This window comes from Streptococcus sp. 5346 (assembly GCF_013277455.1).
In the GTDB taxonomy this organism is placed as follows: Bacteria; Bacillota; Bacilli; order Lactobacillales; family Streptococcaceae; genus Streptococcus.
The window spans coordinates 1-26164 of sequence record NZ_VMMY01000004.1 but is presented as its reverse complement, the minus strand read 5'-3'; the positions used below and the strand labels follow the sequence as shown (position 1 = coordinate 26164).

Annotated in this window: 23 protein-coding genes and 3 tRNA genes; 18 read left to right on the top strand and 8 right to left on the bottom strand. The window is 34.7% G+C overall.

Translation table 11 applies throughout. The annotated features are described in order from the left end of the window. Nucleotides 1-37 precede the first annotated feature (37 nt). A complete protein-coding gene (locus tag HT732_RS03925; protein WP_173254031.1) occupies nt 38-2581 on the top strand; it encodes a YfhO family protein in 2544 nt (847 codons plus the stop codon). Between the two features lie 26 nt (nt 2582-2607). Here the strand turns inward: HT732_RS03925 and HT732_RS03920 are convergent, their stop codons facing one another. Then, entirely contained in the window at nt 2608-5073 is a 2466-nt protein-coding gene (locus tag HT732_RS03920) for a YhgE/Pip domain-containing protein (protein ID WP_173254030.1), read from the bottom strand. A gap of 126 nt (nt 5074-5199) precedes the next feature. Between HT732_RS03920 and HT732_RS03915 the strand changes: the two genes are divergently transcribed. Beyond that, entirely contained in the window at nt 5200-5742 is a 543-nt protein-coding gene (locus HT732_RS03915; RefSeq protein ID WP_000665088.1) for a TetR-like C-terminal domain-containing protein, read from the top strand. 40 nt (nt 5743-5782) lie between these two features. On the opposite strand, the gene HT732_RS03910 is transcribed toward HT732_RS03915, so the two are convergent. From HT732_RS03910 to rlmH, 7 genes are all read right to left on the bottom strand, one after another. Continuing rightward, a tRNA-Asn gene (locus HT732_RS03910) sits at nt 5783-5856 on the bottom strand. Between the two features lie 5 nt (nt 5857-5861). Continuing rightward, nucleotides 5862-5933 (bottom strand) — tRNA-Glu (locus HT732_RS03905). 51 nt (nt 5934-5984) lie between these two features. After that, nucleotides 5985-6737: a competence system response regulator transcription factor ComE gene (gene comE / locus HT732_RS03900; protein WP_000866069.1), complete on the bottom strand. Its 753-nt coding sequence runs from the start codon at nt 6735-6737 to the stop codon at nt 5985-5987. Further along, nucleotides 6734-8059: a competence system sensor histidine kinase ComD gene (comD, locus tag HT732_RS03895; RefSeq protein ID WP_173254029.1), complete on the bottom strand. Its 1326-nt coding sequence runs from the start codon at nt 8057-8059 to the stop codon at nt 6734-6736. The genes comE and comD overlap by 4 nt, the downstream gene beginning before the upstream one ends. Before the next feature lie 12 nt (nt 8060-8071). Further along, on the bottom strand, nt 8072-8194 hold the full coding sequence (gene comC / locus HT732_RS03890) for a competence-stimulating peptide ComC (protein ID WP_173254028.1): 123 nt from the start codon (nt 8192-8194) through the stop codon (nt 8072-8074). A gap of 166 nt (nt 8195-8360) precedes the next feature. Beyond that, a tRNA-Arg gene (locus tag HT732_RS03885) sits at nt 8361-8434 on the bottom strand. Nucleotides 8435-8477: 43 nt separating this feature from the next. Continuing rightward, nucleotides 8478-8957, bottom strand: a complete 480-nt coding sequence (gene rlmH, locus HT732_RS03880; RefSeq protein WP_173254027.1) for a 23S rRNA (pseudouridine(1915)-N(3))-methyltransferase RlmH — start codon at nt 8955-8957, stop codon at nt 8478-8480. 182 nt (nt 8958-9139) lie between these two features. Here rlmH and HT732_RS03875 point away from each other — a divergent pair, with 182 nt between their 5' ends. The 16 genes from HT732_RS03875 to HT732_RS03805 all read left to right on the top strand — a co-directional run bounded on the left by HT732_RS03875 (nt 9140) and on the right by HT732_RS03805 (nt 26085). After that, nucleotides 9140-10321: a S1C family serine protease gene (locus HT732_RS03875; RefSeq protein WP_173254026.1), complete on the top strand. Its 1182-nt coding sequence runs from the start codon at nt 9140-9142 to the stop codon at nt 10319-10321. A gap of 57 nt (nt 10322-10378) precedes the next feature. Then, nucleotides 10379-11137, top strand: a complete 759-nt coding sequence (locus tag HT732_RS03870; protein ID WP_173254025.1) for a ParB/RepB/Spo0J family partition protein — start codon at nt 10379-10381, stop codon at nt 11135-11137. A gap of 212 nt (nt 11138-11349) precedes the next feature. After that, nucleotides 11350-12711, top strand: a complete 1362-nt coding sequence (gene dnaA, locus HT732_RS03865) for a chromosomal replication initiator protein DnaA (protein ID WP_023944973.1) — start codon at nt 11350-11352, stop codon at nt 12709-12711. A gap of 158 nt (nt 12712-12869) precedes the next feature. Continuing rightward, on the top strand, nt 12870-14006 hold the full coding sequence (gene dnaN / locus HT732_RS03860) for a DNA polymerase III subunit beta (RefSeq protein ID WP_173254024.1): 1137 nt from the start codon (nt 12870-12872) through the stop codon (nt 14004-14006). A 64-nt stretch (nt 14007-14070) separates the two neighbouring features. Beyond that, complete coding sequence (locus HT732_RS03855; protein WP_000285186.1) at nt 14071-14265, top strand: DUF951 family protein; 195 nt, start codon at nt 14071-14073, stop codon at nt 14263-14265. A gap of 84 nt (nt 14266-14349) precedes the next feature. Then, nucleotides 14350-15465, top strand: coding sequence for a redox-regulated ATPase YchF (gene ychF, locus HT732_RS03850; protein WP_049501881.1), 1116 nt, complete (start codon nt 14350-14352; stop codon nt 15463-15465). A gap of 72 nt (nt 15466-15537) precedes the next feature. Next, on the top strand, nt 15538-16107 hold the full coding sequence (gene pth / locus HT732_RS03845) for an aminoacyl-tRNA hydrolase (RefSeq protein WP_173254023.1): 570 nt from the start codon (nt 15538-15540) through the stop codon (nt 16105-16107). Continuing rightward, entirely contained in the window at nt 16108-19617 is a 3510-nt protein-coding gene (gene mfd / locus HT732_RS03840; protein WP_173254022.1) for a transcription-repair coupling factor, read from the top strand. Nucleotides 19618-19674: 57 nt separating this feature from the next. After that, nucleotides 19675-19941, top strand: a complete 267-nt coding sequence (locus tag HT732_RS03835; protein WP_001234978.1) for an RNA-binding S4 domain-containing protein — start codon at nt 19675-19677, stop codon at nt 19939-19941. After that, nucleotides 19934-20302 (top strand): septum formation initiator family protein, encoded by a 369-nt coding sequence (locus tag HT732_RS03830; RefSeq protein WP_000041912.1) that lies wholly within the window; start codon nt 19934-19936, stop codon nt 20300-20302. The genes HT732_RS03835 and HT732_RS03830 overlap by 8 nt, the downstream gene beginning before the upstream one ends. Before the next feature lie 4 nt (nt 20303-20306). Beyond that, a complete protein-coding gene (locus HT732_RS10475; RefSeq protein WP_000429334.1) occupies nt 20307-20429 on the top strand; it encodes an SP_0009 family protein in 123 nt (40 codons plus the stop codon). After that, nucleotides 20422-21690, top strand: a complete 1269-nt coding sequence (locus HT732_RS03825; protein WP_173254021.1) for a serine hydrolase — start codon at nt 20422-20424, stop codon at nt 21688-21690. Before HT732_RS10475 ends, HT732_RS03825 begins: the two co-directional genes overlap by 8 nt. Beyond that, nucleotides 21687-22964 carry a tRNA lysidine(34) synthetase TilS gene (tilS, locus tag HT732_RS03820; RefSeq protein WP_173254020.1) on the top strand — a complete coding sequence of 426 codons (1278 nt, stop codon included), beginning with the start codon at nt 21687-21689 and terminating at the stop codon, nt 22962-22964. Before HT732_RS03825 ends, tilS begins: the two co-directional genes overlap by 4 nt. 4 nt (nt 22965-22968) lie before the next feature. Then, entirely contained in the window at nt 22969-23511 is a 543-nt protein-coding gene (gene hpt, locus HT732_RS03815; protein WP_057488246.1) for a hypoxanthine phosphoribosyltransferase, read from the top strand. Between the two features lie 15 nt (nt 23512-23526). Continuing rightward, nucleotides 23527-25485, top strand: coding sequence for an ATP-dependent zinc metalloprotease FtsH (gene ftsH, locus HT732_RS03810; protein WP_173254019.1), 1959 nt, complete (start codon nt 23527-23529; stop codon nt 25483-25485). Between the two features lie 120 nt (nt 25486-25605). Beyond that, nucleotides 25606-26085: a sigma-70 family RNA polymerase sigma factor gene (locus tag HT732_RS03805; RefSeq protein WP_173254018.1), complete on the top strand. Its 480-nt coding sequence runs from the start codon at nt 25606-25608 to the stop codon at nt 26083-26085. The last annotated feature ends 79 nt before the right edge of the window (nt 26086-26164 follow it).

Below are 26164 nucleotides of genomic sequence, written 5' to 3'. Positions count from 1 at the left end.
TTAACCAGCTGAGTTTTATATCATTCTACGAGGTAACATGAAATCATTTTTTAAAACATATTGGGCCTATTTTGTTTCTTTTATCATTCCTGTAGTCATTATGACAGGAGTATACCTATCTCAAGGTATCTACTGGAATAGCGATACATCTCCTCTATTAGGAGACGGTTTCCATCAATACGTTATTTTTGATGTAGCTTTACGAAATATTTTACATGGAACTGGCAGTTTGTTTTACACCTTTACAAGTGGCCTCGGACTGAATTTCTATGCTCTATCTAGTTATTACTTGGGTAGCTTTCTTTCACCTCTGGTTTACTTTTTTAATCTGTCGAATATGCCAGATGCTGTTTATCTGACCACTCTCTTAAAATTTGGATTGATTGGTCTGTCAACCTTCTTTAGTTTAAATAAATTATTTCAATCGATTCCTAAGCCTTTAAAACTAGCTTTATCTACTTCCTATGCTCTGATGAGCTTTACCGTTAGTCAGTTAGAGATAAAAACCTGGTTAGATGTTTTTATCTTGATTCCTTTAATTATCACTGGTTTACATCTACTGATAACTGAAAAGAAATTCACATTATACTTTACAAGTCTGTCAATCTTATTTATCCAAAACTATTATTTTGGCTATATGACAGCATTATTTCTTATTTTCTGGTATCTCTGTCAAATTTCGTGGGATTTTAAGACTCGAAAATCATCGGTTCTTGATTTCATAGTTATCTCCTTTTTAGCTGGTATGGCTAGTTTGATTATGACTCTTCCCACTCTGTTTGATTTACAGACACATGGGGAAAAATTGACTGAAGTTACAAAGTTTCAAACTGAAAGTAGCTGGTATCTTGATCTCTTTGCTAAGCAATTCATCGGTTCCTTTGATACAACCAAGTATGGGGCTATCCCAATGATTTTTGTCGGACTACTTCCCTTTATTTTGACCATTTTGTTTTTTACGATGAAATCTATTAAGTTTCACGTGAAACTTATCTATGCAATCTTCTTTACATTTCTAATTGCAAGCTTTTATATAGAAGCTCTTGATTTATTTTGGCAAGGCATGCATACTCCAAACATGTTTTTACATCGCTATGCTTGGATTTTCTCTACCTTGTTAATTTACACAGCAGCGGAAGTCTTAAATCGTCTGAAAGAAATTAAAATCTGGAATTTTTTAGTTTCGCTTTTTCTTATAGTAACAGGATTTTTAGCTACCATCTATCTAAAATCACATTATTCTTTTTTAACAGATTTGAATATTCTGCTTACTCTTGAATTTTTAGTTATCTATTCTCTTTTACTCCTTGCAGTTATCAAAAAGTTTATCTCTGTAAATCTATTTTCCATTCTAATCTCTTTATTTATAATGGTTGAAATGAGTTTAAATGCTTCATCTCAAATAGACGGAATTGCTAAAGAATGGGGATTTGCTTCTCGAAGTGCATATAATCGAGATATCCCAGCTATGGAATCTTTCTCAACATATATTGGAAATCAATTTACTCGTACTGAGAAACTACAAACTCAGACAGGAAATGACAGTATGAAATTCAACTACAATGGAATATCTCAATTTTCATCTGTTCGAAATCGTTCAGCAAGCTCTACTTTGGATAAACTTGGGTTTAAATCCTCTGGGACTAATCTCAATCTCCGCTATGGCAATAATAGTATTTTGGCTGATAGTTTATTTGGCATCCAGTATAATATCTCAGAAAACCCTATTGATAAGTATGGTTTCCAAGATGTATATCAAAAAGATAATCTTACCCTATATGAAAATCAATTCTCTCTTCCGATTGCATTTGCTAGTCAATCTGTTTACAATGATGTCAAGTTCAATGAACATACCTTAGATAATCAGGCCTCATTTTTAAATCAACTTGCTAACGTCAATTTTGATTATTTTTCTCCAATACCTTATGAAAAAACCGAAAATACTGATGATTTGATTAGTGTTACAAGTTCTTCAAATGAGGATGCAGAAATCCAGTATCAAATTGAAGTACCAGAAAACAGCCAAGTTTATCTTTCTTTCACAAATCTTCACTTTTCTAATGATAAACAAAAGAAGGTTGACATCCTTGTAAATGGTGAAAAAAAGACTTTTACAACTGATAATGTCTTCTCCTTCTTTAATCTAGGATATACTAAAGAGAAAAAAACTTTCAATATTCATGTTAGTTTCCCTGGAAATTCACAAGTATCATTTGAATCTCCTACCTTCTACCGTTTAGATACCCAAACTTTAACTGAGGCAATTCAAAAAATTAAAGAACAGCCTGTAACAGTATCAACTTCTAAAAACAAGGTTTTTGCTACATATGATGTCCAACAAGATACATCTATTTTCTTCACCATTCCTTATGACAAAGGCTGGTCTGCCTACCAAAATGGTAAGAAAATAGAAATTAAACAAGCTCAAACTGGATTTATGAAAGTTGATGTTCCCAAGGGAAAACGAACTATTACACTTTCCTTTATTCCCAATGGTTTTATTACTGGAGCAATCTGTTCCTTTACTTCTCTCTTACTATTTGGAATCTATAATCACAGACGAAAGTCATCTAAGGCCTAAAAAAATTGACCAATTGGTCGATTTTTTTAATCTTCTTCCATTTTCTTAGGTTGATAGGCTAGCATACCTAAACCAGTAAATAGAGCTAGTATCACTACAAGTAAGATGACTTGATGATGAATATTTCCTGTCATAGAGATTGTTTGTCGTAATCCCGAAACTGAATAACTCATTGGTAACCAGGGATTAATAGCTCTAAAGAAATCATTTGTCAAAGCAAGTGGGTAAGTACCTGCACTTGATGCTAACTGTAATAAAAGCAAGATAAGAGAAAAGAAAGCTCCTATACGGCTATTCCATGTTGTTAAAGCGGTCACCATGGACATGAATACTAAACTTGTTAGGATAATAAGAATAAATGTTCTCATTTCATGATTAGCAGTTAAACCAATAAGATGAACTCCTCCATATACCAAAATCCCTGCTAAAACAGCTATAATACCATTTATTTCAGCTCGAGATTTCAACCAAGCCCAACGGCTCTCTGGATGACGTCCTGAAGGTAGCTTCGCAAAGATCATATTCGTTGATATTGCTGCAACAAAGAGAGCAACTGATATCATATAAGGAGCCATTGCAATTCCATTTACAGGAACTTGGTCATTGTCAGTTTTGGAAAGATTGAGTGGATTTGACAAAATCTCTGCATTTTTAGATTCCGTTGATGCTGACTTGAGTTGATCACTAGCATTACCTAATCCTTGTCCCAAAGAAGCAACTCCTGTCTGTAAACCTTCCAATCCAGAAGTTAACTTTGTTCCACCTTCTGCTAGCTTCCCAGCTCCATCTGCCAATTTATTAGCTCCACTTTCTAATTGAGAAGCACCTGAAATTAACTGACTGGATTTGTCAGCTAGTTGGCTAGATCCTGACTGCAATTTATCAACTCCTGCCATCAATTCTTGACTCTTTTGATTCAATTGGTTAGAGCCAGTTGATAATTTTTCAATACCAGACACTAATTCTGGAGTTTTTTCAGCTAATTGACCAACTCCTGCTGTCAAGTTAGAAGATTTTTGTGTCAAGGTAGTTGCGCCTGAAACTAATTGGTTCAAACTACCTGTCAAGGTGGAATTCTTTTCACTTAGTTGACTTGCGCCTTGAGAAACTTTATCAACACCTGCAGTATATTCCTTTACACCTGATGCAATCGACTGACTGGCAGGAACTAATTTGCTAGTAACAACTCCTTGTATCTCTGTTAATCCACTTGACAATCTTGTCAAAGAAGTAGAGGTAAGCGGTAATACTTGATTAGCTTGATTTTTTAAAGTCGAAAGATTAGAAGATTGATTTTGTAAGTTTTCTAAACTTCCCTGTAAACCTTGTACTAAAGCTACAATTGACTGAGCCGATTGAATACTATCAGTCGAATTTTGAGATACAGAAGCACTTATCTCAGCTTGTTGCTCACTTGTCAATGATTGATAAGCTGCTGTCGATTGAATATTGGCTAATGTAGTTGCTTTTTCAGACTGGGCACTTGCTAACATTTGATTAGATAGAGATGCTATACTTGATAAAACAGAATCTAATTGTTTTGTATCTCCAACATCAATATTTTGAATAACTTGATTTAACTGATTCAAACCAGAAGATAATTGATTAAGACCAGCATTAAGCTGAGAAACACCGCCAGTATAGGATTCTACACCAGTATATAACTGATTGATTCCCCTTGCTAATTCAGGACTTTTAGAAGCTAATTGACCTAATCCGCTATCTAATTGACTCACTGCACCAGTATATGTAACTAAACCACTATTAAAATTCCCTAAGCCAAGATGAAGTTGTTCGACACCAGAAACATAAGCAGATAATCCTTTAGTAAACTGCTCCGTTCCATTTGAAAATGTTAAACTTGAAGCTGCTAAAGAGTGTAGGTTGGTAGTTAATGTTTGACTTCCTGCCACTAACTGATTCGCTCCATCAGTTAATTTTTCACTACCAGAAGCTGCTTGACTCATACCATCCTTTAAATCAATCATTTTGTTAAATAAGGCTTTAGTATAGGTCTCGGTTACATTGGTAGAAACACTCTGCTTTAATTGTGTCATAGCAGAATCACTCATCTTGCTGGCAATAAAGCTATGACCACTTGAAGTCTGATAATCGATCTGCATTTGCTCTGGATGATCCGTTAAAATAGAAGCTGCTTTTTCAGATAAATCACTGGGTAAAGTCACTACCATATAGTAATCGCCATCTTCCAATCCATTCTTTCCTTCCTCTTCATCTACAAAATGAGAATCCAAGGTTTTATTTTCTTTTAAATTGGACACAATGTCTTTTCCTATTGCCATAGTATTACCATTATAGGAAGCCTCTTTATCATTATTGACAACTGCCACAGGTAAGTCAGACAATTGCCCATATGGATCCCACATTGAGGATAAAAATATGATATTGTACAGAGCTGGAATAAGAGAAATTCCTATCATGACAATAATAAAGGTTGGTTTTTTAAAAATTGCTTTCCATTCTTTAAACATAGCTTCTCCTTTTTACACATATTGTCTAAAATTTTGATATAATAGATTATACATTAAAAAATCTAAATTACAAGATAAAAAATCCATTTTTAGACATATAGTCTAATTTGTTTATAAGGAGGAAATATGAAAGAAAGTAACAAACGCTTAAAAACAAAGCGAACTATTGAAAATGCTATGGTACAATTACTTATGGAACAGCCATTTGATCAAATTTCTACTGTCAAGTTAGCAGAAAAAGCCGGAATTAGTCGTTCCAGCTTCTATACTCACTATAAGGATAAGTATGATATGATTGAGCACTATCAAAGCAAGCTATTTCATACATTTGAATATATTTTTCAAAAACATGCTCATCACAAAAGAGACGCTATTTTAGAAGTCTTTGAATATCTGGAGTCAGAACCACTTCTGGCTGCCCTTCTTTCTGAAAATGGGACTAAAGAAATCCAAAATTTCTTACGAAATAAACTTCATATCATGCTCAGTACAGATTTACAAAAGCGATTTATGCAACTGAATCTCAATACCACTGAATTAGAATATAGTAGCATCTATCTAACTCACGCACTTTTTGGTGTTTGCCAAACTTGGATTGCACATGGAAAAAAAGAAAGTCCTCAAGAAATAACAGACTTCCTTATGAAGATGCTTGGTGATACAAATTGATACAAAAAGAGGAACACAGCTGTGTTCCCTTTTATCTATACTCCGCCAGTAGGACTCGAACCTACGACATCATGATTAACAGTCATGCGCTACTACCAACTGAGCTATGGCGGATAAAATAGTCCGTACGGGATTCGAACCCGTGTTACCGCCGTGAAAAGGCGGTGTCTTAACCCCTTGACCAACGGACCTTCTATCTGTAGCAGATATAACCATTATATCAATTTCTTACTAATTGTCAATTACTTTTGAGATTTTTTCTCTAAAATATCTTTTAACTTTCTAATTTTTAATCTTGAAATAGGACAGCGATGATCTTCATAGAAAACAACTTCTAGATTCTTTCGGTCAATTTCTCTGATATTGCCTATATTTACCAAAAATGACTTATGAGGAGAATAAAATCGCTGAGTATGTTTGTCCTTTTCCTGAATATCTGTCATGGTACCATAAAACTCTTTTGCAAAATTCTTACCAATAATGCGTAATTTATGAGAGACACCTGTCGTTTCAATATACAAAATATCATGGTAAGGAATTTTTAAATCATTTCCCTTGTAATTGTAGTCAAAATAATCTACAACATCTTCATTTTCAAGTAACATACTCTTCGTGTAGAAGATGTTTTGTTCAATTCTCTTCTTAAACATCTCATCATTGATATCCTTATCAACAAAATCTAGGGCTGATACCTGGTATTTATAGGTTAGAGTCGCAAACTCTGATCGACTGGTGATAAAGACGATAATAGCGTAAGGATTGTAATGACGAATGAGCTGAGCCACTTCAAATCCCTTTTTCTCAATTCCATGAATATCAATATCTAGGAAATAAAGCTGATTTACTTCATCGTTTTCAATGTATTCTTCAAATTCACGGACTTTTCCCGTTGTCTTGTATGATATTGGAATATTCGATTCTTTCGAAATTTCATCCAATATTCTTTCTAGTCTCACTTGATGTTCAATAACATCCTCTAAAATTAAAACTTTCATTCAAATTCCCTCTTAAATCTAATAATTTGTCTAAATGTACTGCCTTCCATCTCTGTTTCTAAAATAATATTGTTGTACTTATCTAGTAGTTCTTTCACATTATTTAATCCTACTCCGCGATTTCTTCCCTTAGTAGAGAATCCTAAAGCAAATAGATCTCCTGAAGGAGTCATCGTCATTTTACATGAATTCTGAATCACAATCACTGTTTCAGTTTCCATTTTAATAACTGCTACTTCCATCTGCTTTTTATAACTATCGGCCGATCCTTCGACAGCATTATTCAATAAAACGCTCATGATACGAACCAAATCCAATAGTTCAATTGGGAGCTTGGTAATCGTATCTTTTACTTCCAGTGTAAACTCTACACCATTATTTCGAGCATAGACAATGGACTGAGCAACCAAACTTCGTAAAGCTGAATCTTCTATGTTGTTCAAATCAAAGTAAGTGTACTTATCTGAACGCAATTTATGATTTGCTTTGACCAAAACTTCATTGTAAACTCTGTCAATTTCCTGTAAATTACCACTGTCAATTGCCATCTGCATGCTGACAAGCATCCCAGCATAGTCATGTCGAAAACCACGAATTTCATTATACAGACCGACAATTTCATCTGTGTAGTTTTGTAAATGTTTCTGTTCAAATTTCTTCTGCTTCAAAGCAATCTCTTTTTCTATTTGTTCTTTATGCGAATTCATTGCAAAGAAGGTCAAAAGGAGAGAAATAAAGACAATAGATGACAAAATACTTCCAAAACTATTCAAATGTTTAATCGTGCTTACCATATCTGAAACGAAAGATACAATATGTAGCAATAGTAAGGCAAAAAATACTTTTTTCAAAAAAGGATAGAGGTAGTCTTTGTCAAAATAGTTCAGTTCCAAATGGAAGTAACGAATGATTGTTACGATAACGATATAAGTCAACACCGTTACAGCGAAAAAGAATAGGCCATAATATTGTAAAACAAAATTGTCTCCTGTTATAGAAGAGAAAGTTACGGACAGAAAGGTGTGAGGACTCTCATATAAAAGAGATAGTAGTAAACTTAGGAATAATCCTCTATCCCTATCATACTGTTTAATCCATCTAAAATAGAAATATAGCATCAAAGGAAATAAAAATGTTGCAATCCCTAACCCATCTAAATTTAGAAGATAGAAGGGAAAATCAAGTACTATTTCTGTTAGTAATGTATAAGCACCAAAAACGTATAGTTCTTTTCTATTTATTTGACCTTTACAAATTAAACGGTAACTATGACAAATGATTACAAGATATAATATCAAATCTACTAATAAGAAAAAATCCATTTTTCTACTCCCTTATCTTCTTTTAAAGAAATTAAGTAAAACACTACCTATTCTCCTCATCTCCCCACCTTTAATCTCCTGCAAGTCTTTTTCCTTCAAAGCTACAAACTGTTCCAATTTAACTGTGTTTTTCATAATAAAATCTCCTAAAATGTTTTTTTTCTTGTAAGATAACTTACAAAAACTATTATACAAAATGGAATTTCATTTTAGATAAAATTCTCTCAACTGTCATTTTTTTCTCCCCAAGTGTACTTTTTTAAGAAAAAAGCCGGGAAAATTCCCAGCTTTGCTACTATATTGATCCCAGCAGGATTCGAACCTGCGACCGTTCGCTTAGAAGGCGAATGCTCTATCCAGCTGAGCTATGAGACCTAACACAATTATTCTACCAAAAATTCAATTAAAAGTCAATTTTCTATTTATGATAGGGTGATCCCTGCTGAATCGTAAAAGCGCGATAGATTTGTTCAACAAGGACTAGTCTCATTAACTGATGGGGCAAGGTTAAACGGCCAAAACTAACAGAAAGATTGGCTCTCTTTTTTACAGCTGATGATAATCCTAAACTCCCTCCAATGATAAATGTAAGAGTAGAAAATCCTTTTATAGAAGCTTCTTCTAACTGCTTACTAAATTCTTCCGAGGAGAAAGTTTTCCCTTCAATCGCTAACACAATGACGAAATCACGGTCACCAACTTTTGATAAAATTCTCTGACCTTCTATTTCTAAAATCTTTTGATTTTCTGACTCACTAGCCCTATCTGGTGTTTTTTCATCTGCTAGCTCAATCATTTCAAGCTTAGCAAATCGAGAAATTCGTTTTGAATACTCTGCAATACCATCTTTTAAATACTTTTCTTTCAGTTTCCCAACTGTTACAACTTTAATTTTCATGACTCTATTCTAACATATTCTCTATTTTTTCACATCTTATTCACAAAATAAAAAATAGATTTCAATTGAGAAAATCACAGTTTTAAAAGAGTTATCCACAGTTTGTGTAAAACTTTTGTGTTTAAGTTATAATTAAGCTAGTCAGTTTATACTTTCAGTAATTCAAAAATATGGAGGCAAATATGAAACATTTAAAAACATTTTACAAAAAAGGGTTTCAATTATTAGTCGTTATCGTCATTAGCTTTTTTAGTGGAGCCTTGGGTAGTTTTTCAATAGCTCAACTAACTCAAAAAAGTAGTATAAGCAACTCCAACAACAATAGCACTATCACACAGACTGCCTATAAGAACGAAAATTCAACAACTCAGGCTGTTAACAAAGTAAAAGATGCTGTTGTTTCTGTCATTACTTATTCGGCAAATAGACAAAATAGCGTATTTGGTAATGATGATACTGATACAGATTCTCAGCAAATCTCTAGTGAAGGATCTGGGGTTATTTATAAGAAGAATGATAAAGAAGCTTACATTGTCACCAATAATCACGTTATAAATGGCGCCAGCAAAGTAGATATTCGTTTGTCAGATGGAACTAAAGTACCTGGAGAAATTGTCGGAGCTGATACTTTCTCTGATATTGCTGTCGTCAAAATCTCTTCAGAAAAAGTGACAACAGTAGCTGAGTTTGGTGATTCTAGCAAGTTAACCGTAGGAGAAACTGCTATTGCCATTGGTAGCCCGTTAGGTTCTGAATATGCAAATACTGTCACTCAAGGTATCGTATCTAGTCTTAATCGAAATGTATCTTTAAAATCTGAAGATGGACAAGCCATTTCTACAAAAGCCATCCAAACTGATACTGCTATTAACCCAGGTAACTCTGGTGGCCCACTAATCAATATTCAAGGACAGGTTATCGGAATTACCTCAAGTAAAATTGCCACAAATGGAGGAACATCTGTAGAAGGTCTTGGTTTTGCAATCCCTGCAAATGATGCTATCAATATTATTGAACAGTTAGAAAAGAACGGAAAAGTGACTCGTCCAGCTTTGGGCATCCAAATGGTTAATCTCTCAAATATTAATACAAGTGACATTAGAAGACTGAATATTCCAAGTAACGTAACATCTGGTGTTGTTGTTCGTTCTGTACAAAGTAATATGCCTGCCAATGGTCACCTTGAAAAATACGATGTTATTACAAAAGTAGATGACAAAGACATTGCTTCATCAACAGACTTACAAAGTGCTCTTTACAATCATTCTATCGGAGACACCATTAAGATAACTTACTATCGTAACGGTAAAGAAGAAACTACATCTATTAAACTTGACAAGAGTTCAGGTGATTTAGAATCTTAATTGACATCTATGTAAAGAAAGCTTTACATAAGAGAAAAGATGTGTTAGTGTAGAATCATGGAAAAATTTGAAATGATTTCTATCACGGATATACAAAAAAATCCCTATCAACCTCGAAAAGAATTTGATGGAGAAAAACTACATGAACTAGCACAGTCTATCAAAGAAAATGGGGTCATTCAACCGATTATTGTTCGTCAATCTCCTGTTATTGGTTATGAAATCCTTGCAGGAGAGAGACGCTATCGTGCTTCACTTTTAGCTGGTCTAAGGTCTATCCCAGCTGTTGTTAAACAGCTTTCAGACCAAGAGATGATGGTCCAGTCCATTATTGAAAATTTGCAGAGAGAAAATTTAAATCCTATAGAAGAAGCACGCGCCTATGAATCTCTCGTAGAGAAAGGATTCACCCATGCTGAAATTGCAGATAAAATGGGAAAGTCTCGTCCATATATCAGCAACTCCATTCGTTTGCTTTCCTTGCCAGATGCTATCCTCTCAGAAGTAGAAAATGGCAAACTATCACAAGCTCATGCGCGTTCTCTAGTTGGGTTGAATAAGGAACAACAAGACTATTTCTTTCAACGAATTATAGAAGAAGACATCTCTGTAAGGAAGTTAGAAGCTCTTCTGACAGAGAAAAAACAAAAGAAACTGCAAAAAACTGATTACTTCATAAAAAAAGAAGAAGAGCAGTTAAAAAAACTACTCGGATTAGATGTAGAAATCAAAATGTTTAAAAAAGATAGTGGAAAAATCATTATTTCTTTTTCAAATCAAGAAGAATACAGTAGAATTATCAACAGCCTGAAATAAGGCTGTTCTTTTATTTTTTTATCTCACAAGGTTATCCACTATTTTTTTCAATAAAAAGCTTAATAAATCAATAGTTTTTACTTTTATCCCCAACCTGTGGATAAAAATTGGTAACATTGTGGATTATTTTTCACAGCTTGTGGAAAATTCTTGTTTTCTATGGTAAAATAGGTTTAGTATTAAACTTTTAAATAGTAAAGGAGGAGAAAGGATTGAAAGAAAAACAATTTTGGAATCGTATATTAGAATTTGCTCAAGAAAGACTGACTCGATCCATGTATGATTTCTATGCTATTCAAGCTGAACTCATCAAGGTAGAGGAAAATGTTGCCACTATATTTTTACCACGATCTGAAATGGAAATGGTCTGGGAAAAACAACTAAAAGATATTATTGTAGTTGCCGGATTTGAAATTTATGATGCTGAGATAACTCCCCACTATATTTTCACTAAACCTCAAGATACGGCTATCTCACAAGTTGAAGAAGCTACAAATTCAACTCTTTATGACTATAGTCCAAAGTTAGCATCTATTCCTTATTCGGATACTGGGTTAAAAGAAAAGTATACCTTTGATAATTTTATTCAAGGGGATGGAAATGTTTGGGCAGTATCAGCCGCTTTGGCCGTCTCTGAAGATTTAGCCTTGACCTATAATCCTCTTTTTATCTATGGAGGACCTGGGCTTGGTAAGACTCACCTGTTAAACGCTATTGGAAATGAAATTCTAAAAAATATTCCAAATGCGCGTGTCAAATACATACCTGCTGAAAGCTTTATTAATGACTTTCTTGATCACTTAAGGCTTGGGGAAATGGAAAAATTTAAAAAAACCTATCGTAGTCTTGATCTTTTGTTAATCGATGATATCCAGTCACTCAGCGGAAAAAAAGTCGCAACTCAGGAAGAATTTTTCAATACCTTTAACGCCCTTCATGACAAGCAAAAACAGATTGTCCTAACCAGTGATCGTAGTCCAAAACATCTAGAAGGGCTCGAGGAGAGGCTTGTCACACGTTTTAGTTGGGGGTTAACCCAAACTATCACACCTCCTGACTTTGAAACACGTATTGCCATTTTACAAAGTAAAACGGAACATTTAGGCTACAATTTCCAAAGTGATACTCTAGAATACCTAGCTGGACAATTTGATTCAAATGTTCGAGATCTTGAGGGAGCCATCAACGACATCACTTTAATTGCCCGAGTAAAAAAAATCAAGGATATCACTATTGATATTGCTGCAGAAGCTATTAGAGCTCGCAAACAAGATGTTAGCCAAATGCTCGTCATCCCAATTGACAAAATCCAAAATGAAGTTGGTAACTTTTATGGTGTTAGCGTCAAAGAAATGAAGGGAAGCAGACGCCTTCAAAATATCGTTTTGGCCCGTCAAGTAGCCATGTATTTATCTAGAGAACTAACAGATAATAGTCTTCCAAAAATTGGGAAGGAATTTGGAGGAAAAGATCATACAACAGTCATTCATGCCCATGCAAAAATTAAATCTTTGATTGATGAAGACGATAATTTACGTTTAGAAATTGAATCAATCAAAAAGAAAATCAAATAACTTGTGGATAACTTTCGCTTTTTTATCTTTTTTATCCACATTTTTTAAACAAGCCAAAAAACTTGATATGACTTGTTTAAAGTCTGTTTTCCACAGATTTCACAGACTCTATTATTACTATTATCCTTATAATACTAAAAATAAATAAAGGAGAATCCATGATTCATTTTTCAATTAATAAAAATTTATTTCTACAAGCATTGAATACAACTAAGAGAGCTATTAGTTCTAAAAATGCTATTCCTATTTTATCAACCGTCAAAATTGACGTAACCAATGAAGGTGTTACTTTGATTGGTTCAAATGGTCAAATTTCAATTGAAAATTTTATTTCTCAAAAAAATGAAGATGCTGGTTTGTTAATTACTTCTCTAGGTTCAATTCTTCTTGAAGCTTCTTTCTTCATAAATGTGGTATCTAGTCTACCTGATGTGACTCTTGATTTTAAAGAAATTGAACAAAATCAAATTGTTTTAACCAGTGGAAAATCAGAAATTACCCTAAAAGGAAAAGATAGCGAACAGTACCCACGAATCCAAGAAATTTCAGCAAGCACTCCTTTGGTTCTTGAAACCAAATTACTCAAGAAAATTATCAATGAAACAGCTTTTGCTGCAAGTACACAAGAAAGTCGTCCAATTTTAACGGGTGTTCATTTTGTATTGAGTCAACATAAGGAGCTAAAAACAGTTGCAACAGACTCTCATCGCCTAAGCCAGAAAAAATTAACGCTTGAGAAAAATAGTGATGACTTTGATGTTGTTATTCCTAGCCGTTCTTTACGCGAATTTTCAGCGGTATTTACAGATGATATCGAAACTGTAGAGATTTTCTTTGCCAATAACCAAATCCTCTTTAGAAGTGAAAATATTAGCTTCTATACTCGTCTCCTAGAAGGAAACTATCCTGATACAGATCGTTTGATTCCAACAGACTTTAACACTACTATTACTTTTGATGTGGTAAACTTACGCCAGTCAATGGAGCGTGCTCGTCTTTTATCAAGTGCGACTCAAAATGGTACTGTGAAACTTGAAATTAAAGGTGGTATTGTTAGCGCCCATGTTCACTCTCCAGAAGTTGGTAAAGTAAACGAGGAAATCGATACTGGTCAGGTGACTGGTGAAGATTTGACCATTAGTTTCAACCCAACTTACTTGATTGATTCTCTTAAAGCTTTAAATAGCGAAAAGGTGACCATTAGCTTTATCTCAGCTGTTCGTCCATTTACTCTTGTGCCAGCAGATACTGACGAGGACTTCATGCAGCTCATTACACCAGTCCGTACAAATTAAGTGAAAGAGGTTGAGCTTAGCTCGCCTCTTTTATGATATAATCGAAAAAGAAAAGGAGAGTAGTATGTATCAAGTTGGAAATTTTGTTGAAATGAAAAAACCACATGCTTGCACCATCAAGTCGACTGGTAAAAAGGCTAATCGTTGGGAAATTACACGTGTAGGAGCAGATATCAAAATAAAATGCAGTAATTGTGACCATGTTGTCATGATGGGACGCTATGATTTTGATCGAAAAATGAATAAAATTATTGACTGAAAACCCTTAGTTAGAGGGTTAGCAAGTTTTCCCTTTTTGTGTTATAATATTAGGGATTGAAATGAAAACGGAGAATGAGAAAATATGGCTTTAACAGCAGGTATCGTTGGTTTGCCAAACGTTGGTAAATCAACATTATTTAATGCAATTACAAAAGCAGGAGCAGAGGCTGCAAACTATCCATTTGCGACGATTGATCCAAACGTTGGAATGGTAGAAGTTCCAGATGAACGCCTACAAAAACTAACTGAAATGATCACACCTAAAAAAACAGTTCCAACAACATTTGAATTTACAGATATTGCAGGGATTGTAAAAGGAGCTTCAAAAGGAGAAGGGCTAGGGAATAAATTCTTGGCTAATATCCGTGAAGTAGACGCGATTGTTCACGTAGTTCGTGCTTTTGATGATGAAAATGTGATGCGCGAGCAAGGACGTGAAGACGCCTTTGTAGATCCACTTGCAGATATTGATACTATTAACCTGGAGTTGATTCTTGCTGACTTAGAATCAGTTAATAAGCGTTATGCGCGTGTAGAAAAGATGGCACGTACGCAAAAAGATAAAGAATCAGTAGCTGAGTTTAATGTTCTTCAAAAGATTAAACCAGTCCTAGAAGATGGAAAATCAGCTCGAACTATTGAATTTACAGATGAAGAACAAAAAGTTGTCAAAGGTCTCTTCCTTTTGACGACTAAACCAGTTCTTTATGTAGCGAATGTAGATGAAGATGTAGTTTCAGATCCAGATTCTATCGACTATGTCAAACAAATTCGTGAATTTGCAGCGACAGAAAATGCTGAAGTAGTCGTTATTTCTGCGCGTGCTGAGGAAGAAATTTCTGAGTTAGACGAAGAAGACAAGCAAGAATTTCTTGAAGCACTTGGATTGACAGAATCAGGCGTTGACAAGTTGACTCGTGCTGCTTACCATTTGCTTGGATTGGGAACTTACTTCACAGCTGGTGAAAAAGAAGTTCGCGCTTGGACCTTCAAACGTGGTATGAAGGCTCCTCAAGCAGCTGGTATTATCCACTCAGACTTTGAAAAAGGCTTTATCCGTGCAGTAACCATGTCATATGAGGATCTAGTGAAATACGGATCTGAAAAGGCTGTAAAAGAAGCTGGACGCTTGCGTGAAGAAGGAAAAGAATATATCGTTCAAGATGGCGATATTATGGAATTCCGCTTTAATGTCTAAAAAATTTAATGAATAGTATCAATTAGGTTGGAAAAAAATTCCAACCCTTTTGGCTTTTGAAAGGAAAAATAAATGACCAAATTACTTGTAGGCTTGGGAAATCCAGGGAATAAATATTTTGAAACAAAACACAATGTTGGTTTTATGTTGATTGACCAACTAGCGAAGAAACAGAATGTCACTTTTACACATGATAAGATATTTCAAGCTGATCTAGCATCCTTTTTCCTAAATGGAGAAAAAATTTATCTTGTCAAACCAACGACATTTATGAATGAAAGTGGAAAAGCGGTTCATGCTTTATTGACTTACTATGGTTTGGATATTGAAGATTTACTCATCATTTACGATGATCTTGACATGGAAGTTGGAAAGATTCGTTTAAGAGCAAAAGGCTCAGCAGGCGGTCATAATGGTATCAAGTCTATTATTCAACATATTGGAACCCAGGCCTTTAATCGTGTTAAGATTGGAATCGGAAGACCTAAAAATGGCATGTCAGTTGTTAACCACGTTTTGAGTACCTTTGACAAGGATGATTATACTGGTATTTTACAGTCTATTGACAAAGTTGACGATTCTGTAAACTACTATTTACAAGAGAAAAATTTTGAGAAAACAATGCAGAGGTATAATGGATAAATGGTGACCTTATTAGATTTATTCTCAGAAAATAATCAGATCAAAAAATGGCATCAAAATTTAACAGATAAGAAAAGACAACTGATACTTGGTTTATCAACGTCTACTAAGGCTCTTGCAATTGCAAGCAGTTTAGAAAAAGAAGATAAGATTGTGTTATTGACGTCAACTTATGGAGAAGCAGAAGGACTGGTTAGTGATCTTATCTCTATCTTGGGTGAGGAACTTGTTTATCCGTTTTTGGTAGATGATTCCCCTATGGTCGAGTTTTTGATGTCTTCACAAGAAAAAAACATTTCACGGGTTGAAGCCTTGCGTTTTTTGACTGATTCATCTAAGAAAGGGATTTTAGTTTGTAATATCGCAGCAAGTCGATTGATTTTACCGTCTCCCAATGTATTCAGAGATAGTATTGTAAAAATCTCAGTTGGTGAAGAATATGACCAACACGCGCTTATCCATCAGTTAAAGGAAATTGGTTATCGAAAAGTTACTCAAGTACAAACTCAGGGCGAATTTAGTCTGCGAGGAGATATTTTAGATATTTTTGAAATATCCCAGTTAGAACCTTGCCGAATTGAGTTTTTTGGTGATGAAATTGATGGTATCAGGTCATTTGAAGTCGAAACACAATTATCGAAAGAAAGTCAGACAGAACTAACTATCTTTCCAGCTAGTGATATGCTTTTGAGAGAAAAAGATTATCAACGAGGTCAGTCAGCTTTAGAAAAACAAATTTCGAAGACTTTATCACCGATTTTGAAATCATACTTAGAAGAAATTCTTTCAAGTTTTCACCAAAAACAAAGTCATGCAGATTCTCGGAAGTTTTTATCTTTGTGCTATGATAAGACATGGACTGTCTTTGATTATATTGAAAAAGATACTCCAATATTCTTTGATGATTACCAAAAATTGATGAATCAGTATGAAGTCTTTGAAAGAGAATTAGCGCAGTACTTTACAGAAGAATTACAGAATAGTAAAGCATTTTCTGATATGCAGTATTTTGCTGATACTGAGCAAATCTATAAAAAACAAAGTCCGGTGACCTTTTTCTCTAATCTTCAAAAGGGTTTAGGAAATCTCAAATTTGACAAAATTTATCAATTCAATCAATATCCTATGCAGGAATTTTTCAATCAGTTTTCTTTTCTAAAAGAAGAAATTGAACGATACAAAAAAATGAATTATACTATTATCCTGCAATCTAGCAATTCAATGGGAAGTAAGGCATTGGAGGATATGTTAGAGGAATATCAGATTAAATTGGATTCCAGAAATAAGTCAAGAATCTGTCAACAATCTGTAAACTTAATTGAGAGTAACCTAAGACATGGTTTTCATTTTGTAGATGAAAAGATTTTATTGATAACTGAACATGAGATTTTTCAAAAGAAATTAAAACGTCGTTTTCGAAGACAACATGTTTCGAATGCAGAGAGATTAAAAGATTACAATGAACTTGAAAAAGGGGACTATGTTGTCCATCATATCCATGGGATTGGTCAATATCTAGGAATTGAAACAATTGAAATCAAGGGAATTCATCGCGATTATGTCAGTGTCCAATACCAAAATGGTGATCAAATTTCTATCCCTGTGGAACAGATTCAGTTACTGTCTAAATATATTTCAAGTGATGGTAAAGCTCCAAAACTCAATAAATTAAATGACGGTCATTTTAAAAAGGCTAAGCAAAAGGTTAAGAACCAGGTAGAGGATATAGCAGACGATTTAATTAAACTTTATTCTGAACGCAGCCAGTTGAAGGGTTTTGCTTTTTCAGCTGATGATGAAGATCAACATGCTTTTGATGATGCATTTCCTTATGTTGAAACGGATGATCAACTTCGTAGTATTGAGGAAATCAAGAGGGATATGCAAGATTCTCAGCCAATGGATCGACTTTTAGTTGGGGATGTTGGTTTTGGAAAGACTGAAGTTGCAATGCGTGCAGCCTTTAAGGCTGTCAATGATCACAAACAGGTTGTCGTTCTAGTTCCGACGACGGTTTTAGCGCAACAGCACTATACCAATTTTAAGGAACGATTCCAAAATTTTGCAGTTAATATTGATGTATTGAGTCGTTTTAGAAGTAAAAAAGAGCAGACCGAAACACTTGAAAAATTGAAAAACGGTCAAGTTGATATTTTGATTGGAACACATCGTGTTTTGTCAAAAGATGTTGTGTTTGCTGATTTGGGCTTGATGATTATTGATGAGGAACAGCGATTTGGTGTCAAGCATAAGGAAACCTTGAAAGAACTGAAAAAACAAGTAGATGTCCTGACCTTGACCGCTACGCCAATTCCTCGTACCCTTCACATGTCTATGCTGGGAATCAGAGATTTGTCTGTTATTGAAACTCCGCCGACTAATCGTTATCCAGTGCAAACCTATGTTTTAGAAAAGAATGATAGTGTCATTCGTGATGCTGTCTTACGTGAAATGGAGCGTGGAGGTCAAGTTTACTACCTTTACAACAAAGTTGACACGATTGACCAGAAGGTTTCAGAATTACAGGAGTTGATTCCAGAGGCTTCGATTGGTTATGTTCATGGGCAAATGAGTGAAATTAAGTTAGAAAATACTCTAATGGATTTCATTGAAGGTCAGTATGATATTTTGGTGACAACTACCATTATTGAGACAGGGGTGGACATTCCAAATGCTAATACTTTATTTATTGAAAATGCGGATCATATGGGCTTGTCAACCTTGTATCAGCTAAGAGGAAGAGTTGGTCGTAGTAATCGTATTGCTTATGCTTATCTCATATATCGTCCAGAAAAATCGATTAGTGAAATCTCTGAAAAGAGATTAGAAGCGATTAAAGGATTTACAGAATTGGGATCCGGATTTAAGATTGCTATGCGAGATCTTTCGATTCGTGGAGCAGGAAATCTCCTAGGAAAATCCCAGTCTGGTTTCATTGATTCTGTTGGTTTTGAATTGTATTCGCAGTTACTAGAGGAAACTATTGCTAAACGAAACGGTAATGCTAACACTAACACAAGAACTAAAGGGAATGCTGAGTTGATTTTGCAAATTGATGCCTATCTTCCTGATACTTATATTTCTGATCAACGACATAAGATTGAAATTTACAAGAAAATTCGTCAAATTGACAACCGTGTCAATTATGAAGAGTTACAAGAGGAGTTGATAGACCGTTTTGGAGAATACCCAGATGTAGTAGCATATCTTTTAGAGATTAGTTTAGTCAAGTCATATTTGGACAAGGTCTTTGTTCAACGTGTGGAAAGAAAAGATAATAAGATTACAGTTCAATTTGAAAAAGTCACTCAACGACTGTTTTTAGCTCAAGATTATTTTAAAGCTTTATCCGCAACGAACTTAAAAGCAGGCATCGCTGAGAATAAGGGATTAATGGAGCTTGTATTTGATGTCCAAAATAAGAAAGATTATGAAATTTTAGAAGGTCTGCTGATTTTTGGAGAAAGTTTATTAGAGATAAAAGAGTCTAAGAAAGAAAATTCCATTTGATATTTTTCTTCTATAAAATAGATAAAAATGGTACAATAATAAGTTGAGGTAATAAGGATGAGATTAGACAAATATTTAAAAGTATCGCGAATTATCAAGCGTCGTACAGTCGCAAAAGAAGTAGCAGATAAAGGCAGAATCAAGGTGAATGGAATCTTGGCCAAAAGTTCAACGGATTTGAAAGTTAATGACCAAGTTGAAATTCGCTTTGGCAATAAGTTGCTACTTGTAAAAGTACTAGAGATGAAAGATAGTACAAAAAAAGAAGATGCAGCAGGCATGTATGAAATTATCAGTGAAACACGGGTAGAAGAAAATGTCTAAAAATATTGTACAATTGAATAATTCTTTTATCCAAAATGAATATCAACGTCGTCGTTACCTGATGAAAGAACGACAAAAACGGAATCGTTTCATGGGTTGGGTTCTGATTTTGATTATGCTATTATTTATCTTGCCAACTTTTAATTTAGCGCAGAGCTATCAACAATTACTCCAAAGACGTCAGCAACTAGCAGACTTGCAAACTCAGTATCAGACTTTGAGTGATGAAAAGGATAAGGAGACAGCATTTGCTACCAAGTTAAAAGACGAGGATTATGCTGCCAAATATACACGAGCGAAGTACTATTATTCTAAGTCGAGGGAAATAGTTTATACGATTCCTGACTTGCTTCAAAGGTGATAAAATGGAAAATTTATTAGATGTAATTGAGCAATTTTTGAGTTTATCAGATGAAAAGCTGGAAGAGTTGGCTGATAAAAATCAATTATTGCGTTTACAAGAAGAAAAGGAAAGGAAGAATGCGTAAATTCTTAATTATTTTGTTGCTACCAAGTTTTTTGACCATTTCAAAAGTTGTTAGTACAGAAAAAGAAGTCGTCTATACTTCGAAAGAAATTTATTACCTTTCACAATCTGACTTTGGTATTTATTTTAGAGAAAAGCTAAATTCTCCTATGGTTTATGGAGAAGTTCCTGTTTATGCAAATGAAGATTTAGTAGTGGAATCTGGAAAATTGACTCCCAAAACAAGTTTTCAAATAACTGAGTGGCGCTTAAATAAACAAGGAATTCCGGTATTTAAGCTATCAAATCATCAATTTATAGCTGCGGACAAACGATTTTTATATGAACAATCAGAGGTAACTCCAACAATAAAAAAAGTATGGTTAGAATCTGATTTTAAACTGTACAATAGTCCTTATGACTTAAAAGAAGTGAAATCATCCTTATCAGCTTATTCTCAGGTATCAATCGATAAGACCATGTTTGTAGAAGGAAGAGAATTTCTACATATTGATCAGGTTGGATGGGTAGCTAAAGAATCAACTTCTGAAGAAGATAATCGGATGAGTAAAGTTCAAGAAATGTTATCTGAAAAATATCAGAAGGATTCATTCTCTATTTATGTTAAGCAACTGACTACTGGAAAAGAAGCTGGTATCAATCAAGATGAAAAGATGTATGCAGCTAGTGTTTTGAAACTCCCTTATCTCTATTATGCGCAAGAAAAAATAAATGAGGGTCTTTATCAGTTAGATACGACTGTAAAATACGTATCTGCAGTCAATGATTTTCCAGGTTCTTATAAACCAGAGGGAAGTGGTAGTCTTCCTAAAAAAGAGGATAATAAAGAGTACTCTCTCAAGGACTTAATCACAAAAGTATCTAAAGAATCTGATAATGTAGCTCATAATATATTGGGTTATTACATTTCAAACCAATCTGATGCCACATTCAAATCCAAGATGTCTGCCATTACGGGAGATGATTGGGATCCAAAAGAAAAATTGATTTCTTCCAAAATGGCCGGGAAGGTCATGGAAGCTATTTATAATCAAAATGGATTTGTGCTAGAGTCTTTGACTAAAACAGATTTTGATAATCAGCGAATTGCCAAAGGTGTTTCTGTGAAGGTAGCTCATAAAATTGGGGATGCGGACGAATTTAAGCATGATACGGGTGTTGTCTACGCAAATTCTCCATTTATTCTTTCGATTTTCACTAAGAATTCTGATTATGATACAATTTCTCAGATAGCTAAGGATGTTTATGAGGTTCTAAAATGAGAAAACAAGATTTTTTAAATCATTTTCTCAAGAAGGGATATTTCAAAAAGCATACTAAGGTGGTGCTAGCTCTTTCTGGTGGATTAGATTCTATGTTTCTATTTAGGGTATTATCTACTTATCAAAAAGAGTTAGAAATTGAATTGATTCTAGCCCATGTGAATCATAAGCAGAGAGTAGAATCAGATTGGGAAGAAAAGGAATTAAGGAAGTTGGCTGCTGAAGCTGGACTTCCTATTTATGTCAGCAATTTTTCAGGAGAATTTTCAGAAGCGCGTGCTCGACATTTTCGTTATGATTTTTTTCAAGAGGTCATGAAAAAGACAGGTGCGACAGCTTTAGTTACTGCCCACCATGCTGATGACCAGGTGGAAACGATTTTGATGCGTTTGATTCGAGGCACTCGTTTGCGCTATCTATCAGGAATTAAGGAGAAGCAAGTAGTCGGAGAGATAGAAATTATTCGTCCCTTCTTGCATTTTCAGAAAAAAGACTTTCCATCAATTTTTCACTTTGAAGATATATCAAATAAGGAAAATCATTATTTGCGCAACCGTATTCGAAACTCTTACTTACCAGAATTAGAAAAAGAAAATCCTCGATTTAGAGATGCAATCTTAAGTATCGGTAATGAAATTTTAGATTATGATTTGGCAATAGCTGAATTATCAAAGAATATTGATGTAGAAAATTTAGAGCAGCTATTGTCTTACTCTGAGTCGACACAAAGAGTTTTACTTCAAACTTATCTGAATCGTTTTCCAGATTTGAATCTTACAAAAGCTCAGTTTGAAGAAGTTAGACAAATTTTAAAAACTAAAAGCCAGTATAGTCATCCACTTAAAAATGGTTATGAATTGATAAAAGAGTATCAACAGTTTCGGATTTGTAAAATCAGTCCTCAGTCTGATGAAAAGGAAGATGAACTTGTGTTACACTATCAAAATCAGGTATCTTATCAAGGATATTTATTTTCCTTTGGACTTCCTTTAGAAGGTGAATCAATTCAACAAATACCTGTTTCACGGGAAACATCAATACACATTCGTCATCGAAAAACAGGAGATGTTTTGATTCAAAATGGGCATAGAAAAAAACTCAGACGTCTATTTATTGATTTGAAAATCCCTATGGAAAAGAGAAAATCTGCTCTGATTATTGAGCAATTTGGAGAAATTGTCTCAATTTTGGGAATTGCGACCAGTAATTTGAGTAAAAACACGAAAAATGATATAATGAACACTGTACTTTATATAGAAAAAATAGATAGGTAAAAAAATGTTAGAAAACGATATTAAAAAAATCCTCGTTTCACACGATGAAATTACAGAGGCTGCTAAAAAATTAGGTGCTCAACTCACTAAAGACTATGCAGGAAAAAATCCAATTTTAGTCGGGATTTTAAAAGGATCTATTCCTTTTATGGCTGAATTAGTCAAACATATTGATACACATATTGAAATGGACTTCATGATGGTTTCTAGCTACCATGGTGGAACAGCAAGTAGTGGTGTTATCAATATTAAACAAGATGTGACTCAAGATATCAAAGGAAGACATGTTCTATTTGTAGAAGATATCATTGATACAGGTCAAACTTTGAAGAATTTGCGAGATATGTTTATTGAAAGAGATGCAGCTTCTGTTAAGATTGCAACCTTATTGGATAAACCAGAGGGACGTGTTGTAGAAATTGAGGCAGACTATACCTGCTTTACTATCCCAAATGAGTTTGTAGTAGGTTATGGTTTAGACTACAAAGAAAATTATCGTAATCTTCCTTATGTTGGAGTATTGAAAGAAGAAGTGTATTCAAATTAGAAAGAACAATTTTTAATGAAAAAACAAAATAATGGTTTAATTAAAAATCCTTTTCTATGGTTATTACTTATTTTTTTCCTAGTTACAGCTTACCAGTATTTTAGTACAGGTAGTGTTGCAGGGAAAAGTGAGCAAATTAATTATACAGAATTGGTAAAAGAAATTACCGATGACAATGTAAAAGAATTGACTTACCAACCAAATGGCAGTGTTATCGAAGTTTCAGGTGTTTATAAAAATCCTAAAACAAGTAAAGAAGAAACAGGTATCCAGTTCTTTTCTCCTTCTGCTACAACAGTAGAGAAATTTTCAAGTATTATTCTTCCTTCAGATACTACAGTATCAGAATTGCAAAAACTTGCTTCTGACCATAAGGCAGAAGTAACTGTTAAGCATGAAAGTTCAAGTGGTATGTGGATTAATATTCTTGTATCCATTGTGCCATTCGGTATTCTATTCTTCTTCCTATTCTCTATGATGGGAAATATGGGAGGAAATAATAGCCGTAACCCAATGAGTTTTGGACGTAGTAAGGCTAAAGCCGCAAATAAAGAAGATATTAAAGTAAGATTTTCAGATGTTGCTGGAGCTGAGGAAGAAAAACAAGAACTAGTTGAAGTTGTTGAATTCTTAAAAGATCCAAAACGATTTACGAAACTTGGAGCCCGTATTCCAGCAGGTGTTCTTTTGGAGGGACCTCCAGGAACAGGTAAAACTTTGCTTGCTAAGGCAGTAGCCGGAGAAGCAGGTGTTCCATTCTTTAGTATTTCAGGTTCTGACTTTGTAGAAATGTTTGTCGGAGTTGGAGCTAGTCGTGTTCGCTCTCTTTTTGAAGATGCCAAAAAAGCAGCACCAGCTATTATCTTTATCGATGAAATTGATGCTGTTGGACGTCAACGTGGAGTCGGTCTCGGCGGAGGTAATGATGAACGTGAGCAAACCTTGAACCAACTTTTGATTGAGATGGATGGTTTTGAGGGAAATGAAGGGATTATTGTCATCGCTGCGACAAACCGTTCAGATGTACTTGACCCTGCCCTTCTGCGCCCAGGACGTTTTGATAGAAAAGTCTTGGTTGGTCGCCCTGATGTTAAAGGTCGTGAAGCAATCTTGAAAGTTCATGCTAAGAACAAGCCTTTAGCAGAAGATGTTGATTTGAAATTAGTGGCTCAACAAACTCCAGGCTTTGTTGGTGCTGATTTGGAAAACGTTCTAAATGAGGCAGCCTTAGTTGCTGCCCGTCGCAACAAGTCAGTTATTGATGCTTCAGATATTGATGAAGCAGAAGATAGAGTGATTGCTGGTCCTTCTAAGAAAGATAAGACAGTTTCACAAAAAGAACGTGAATTGGTTGCCTATCATGAGGCAGGACATACCATTGTTGGTCTAGTCTTATCGAATGCCCGAGTTGTCCATAAGGTTACAATTGTACCACGTGGTCGTGCAGGTGGTTATATGATTGCACTTCCTAAGGAAGACCAAATGCTTCTATCTAAAGAAGATATGAAAGAGCAATTGGCTGGCTTAATGGGGGGACGTGTAGCTGAAGAAATCATCTTTAATGTCCAAACGACAGGAGCTTCAAATGACTTTGAACAAGCTACACAGATGGCTCGTGCAATGGTTACAGAGTACGGTATGAGTGAAAAACTTGGTCCGGTACAATATGAGGGTAATCATGCCATGTTTGGTGCACAAAGCTCTCAAAAATCAATTTCAGAACAAACAGCTTATGAAATTGACGAAGAGGTTCGTTCATTATTGAATGAAGCACGAAATAAAGCTGCTGAAATTATTCAGTCAAATCGTGAAACTCACAAGTTGATTGCAGAAGCATTATTGAAATACGAAACATTGGATAGTACACAAATTAAATCTCTTTACGAAACAGGAAAGATGCCTGAAGCAGTAGAAGAGGAATCTCATGCATTATCCTATGATGAAGTAAAGTCAAAAATGAATGACGAAAAATAACCCTGAGAGAGGCCCGTCCTCTCTTTTTTGTGCAGTTGAGACGGTGTAGAGAACAGAATGGATGAAATGTGCCAAAAGTGTTTCTGGATCTGTTAGACTGTACACAGAAAGGGGAAGATTATGCTTAAAGAATTGTATGAAGAAGTCCAGGGAATTGTATATAAGTGTAGAAATGAATATTACCTTCATTTATGGGAGTTATCGGACTGGGATCAAGAGGGAATGATTTGCCTACATGAATTGATTAGTAAAGAAGAAGGGTTTGTAGAAGATATCCCTCGTTTAAGGAAATATTTCAAAACAAAATTCCGGAATCGAATTCTAGATTATCTCCGTAAACAAGAAAGTCAAAAACGGAGATATGATAAAGAGCTTTATGAAGAAGTGGGTGAGATAAGTCATCGTATCAGTGAGGGAGGACTCTGGCTAGATGACTATTATCTCTTTCATGAAACACTAAGAGATTATAGAAACAAACAAAGTAAAGAGAAACAAGAAGAGTTAGAACGCGTCTTAAGAGATGAACGCTTCCGAGGGCGTCAAAGAGTGCTAAAGGACTTACGTATTGTGTTTAAAGAGTTTGACATCCGTACTCATTAGGAGTTCATGCAAAAAAATAAAAAAATTTAAAAAAGGTGTTGACAAAGTTTGAAAAGCCTGTATAATAGTAAGAGTTGAA

Bases quoted from the DNA above. Each gene is read 5' to 3' on its own strand.
- HT732_RS03925 (WP_173254031.1), top strand. From the start codon at position 38: ATGAAATCATTTTTTAAAACATATTGGGCCTATTTTGTTTCTTTTATC.
- HT732_RS03920 (WP_173254030.1), bottom strand. From the start codon at position 5,073: ATGTTTAAAGAATGGAAAGCAATTTTTAAAAAACCAACCTTTATTATT.
- HT732_RS03915 (WP_000665088.1), top strand. From the start codon at position 5,200: ATGAAAGAAAGTAACAAACGCTTAAAAACAAAGCGAACTATTGAAAAT.
- comE (WP_000866069.1), bottom strand. From the start codon at position 6,737: ATGAAAGTTTTAATTTTAGAGGATGTTATTGAACATCAAGTGAGACTA.
- comD (WP_173254029.1), bottom strand. From the start codon at position 8,059: ATGGATTTTTTCTTATTAGTAGATTTGATATTATATCTTGTAATCATT.
- comC (WP_173254028.1), bottom strand. From the start codon at position 8,194: ATGAAAAACACAGTTAAATTGGAACAGTTTGTAGCTTTGAAGGAAAAA.
- rlmH (WP_173254027.1), bottom strand. From the start codon at position 8,957: ATGAAAATTAAAGTTGTAACAGTTGGGAAACTGAAAGAAAAGTATTTA.
- HT732_RS03875 (WP_173254026.1), top strand. From the start codon at position 9,140: ATGAAACATTTAAAAACATTTTACAAAAAAGGGTTTCAATTATTAGTC.
- HT732_RS03870 (WP_173254025.1), top strand. From the start codon at position 10,379: ATGGAAAAATTTGAAATGATTTCTATCACGGATATACAAAAAAATCCC.
- dnaN (WP_173254024.1), top strand. From the start codon at position 12,870: ATGATTCATTTTTCAATTAATAAAAATTTATTTCTACAAGCATTGAAT.
- HT732_RS03855 (WP_000285186.1), top strand. From the start codon at position 14,071: ATGTATCAAGTTGGAAATTTTGTTGAAATGAAAAAACCACATGCTTGC.
- ychF (WP_049501881.1), top strand. From the start codon at position 14,350: ATGGCTTTAACAGCAGGTATCGTTGGTTTGCCAAACGTTGGTAAATCA.
- pth (WP_173254023.1), top strand. From the start codon at position 15,538: ATGACCAAATTACTTGTAGGCTTGGGAAATCCAGGGAATAAATATTTT.
- mfd (WP_173254022.1), top strand. From the start codon at position 16,108: ATGGTGACCTTATTAGATTTATTCTCAGAAAATAATCAGATCAAAAAA.
- HT732_RS03835 (WP_001234978.1), top strand. From the start codon at position 19,675: ATGAGATTAGACAAATATTTAAAAGTATCGCGAATTATCAAGCGTCGT.
- HT732_RS03830 (WP_000041912.1), top strand. From the start codon at position 19,934: ATGTCTAAAAATATTGTACAATTGAATAATTCTTTTATCCAAAATGAA.
- HT732_RS10475 (WP_000429334.1), top strand. From the start codon at position 20,307: ATGGAAAATTTATTAGATGTAATTGAGCAATTTTTGAGTTTATCAGAT.
- HT732_RS03825 (WP_173254021.1), top strand. From the start codon at position 20,422: ATGCGTAAATTCTTAATTATTTTGTTGCTACCAAGTTTTTTGACCATT.
- tilS (WP_173254020.1), top strand. From the start codon at position 21,687: ATGAGAAAACAAGATTTTTTAAATCATTTTCTCAAGAAGGGATATTTC.
- hpt (WP_057488246.1), top strand. From the start codon at position 22,969: ATGTTAGAAAACGATATTAAAAAAATCCTCGTTTCACACGATGAAATT.
- ftsH (WP_173254019.1), top strand. From the start codon at position 23,527: ATGAAAAAACAAAATAATGGTTTAATTAAAAATCCTTTTCTATGGTTA.
- HT732_RS03805 (WP_173254018.1), top strand. From the start codon at position 25,606: ATGCTTAAAGAATTGTATGAAGAAGTCCAGGGAATTGTATATAAGTGT.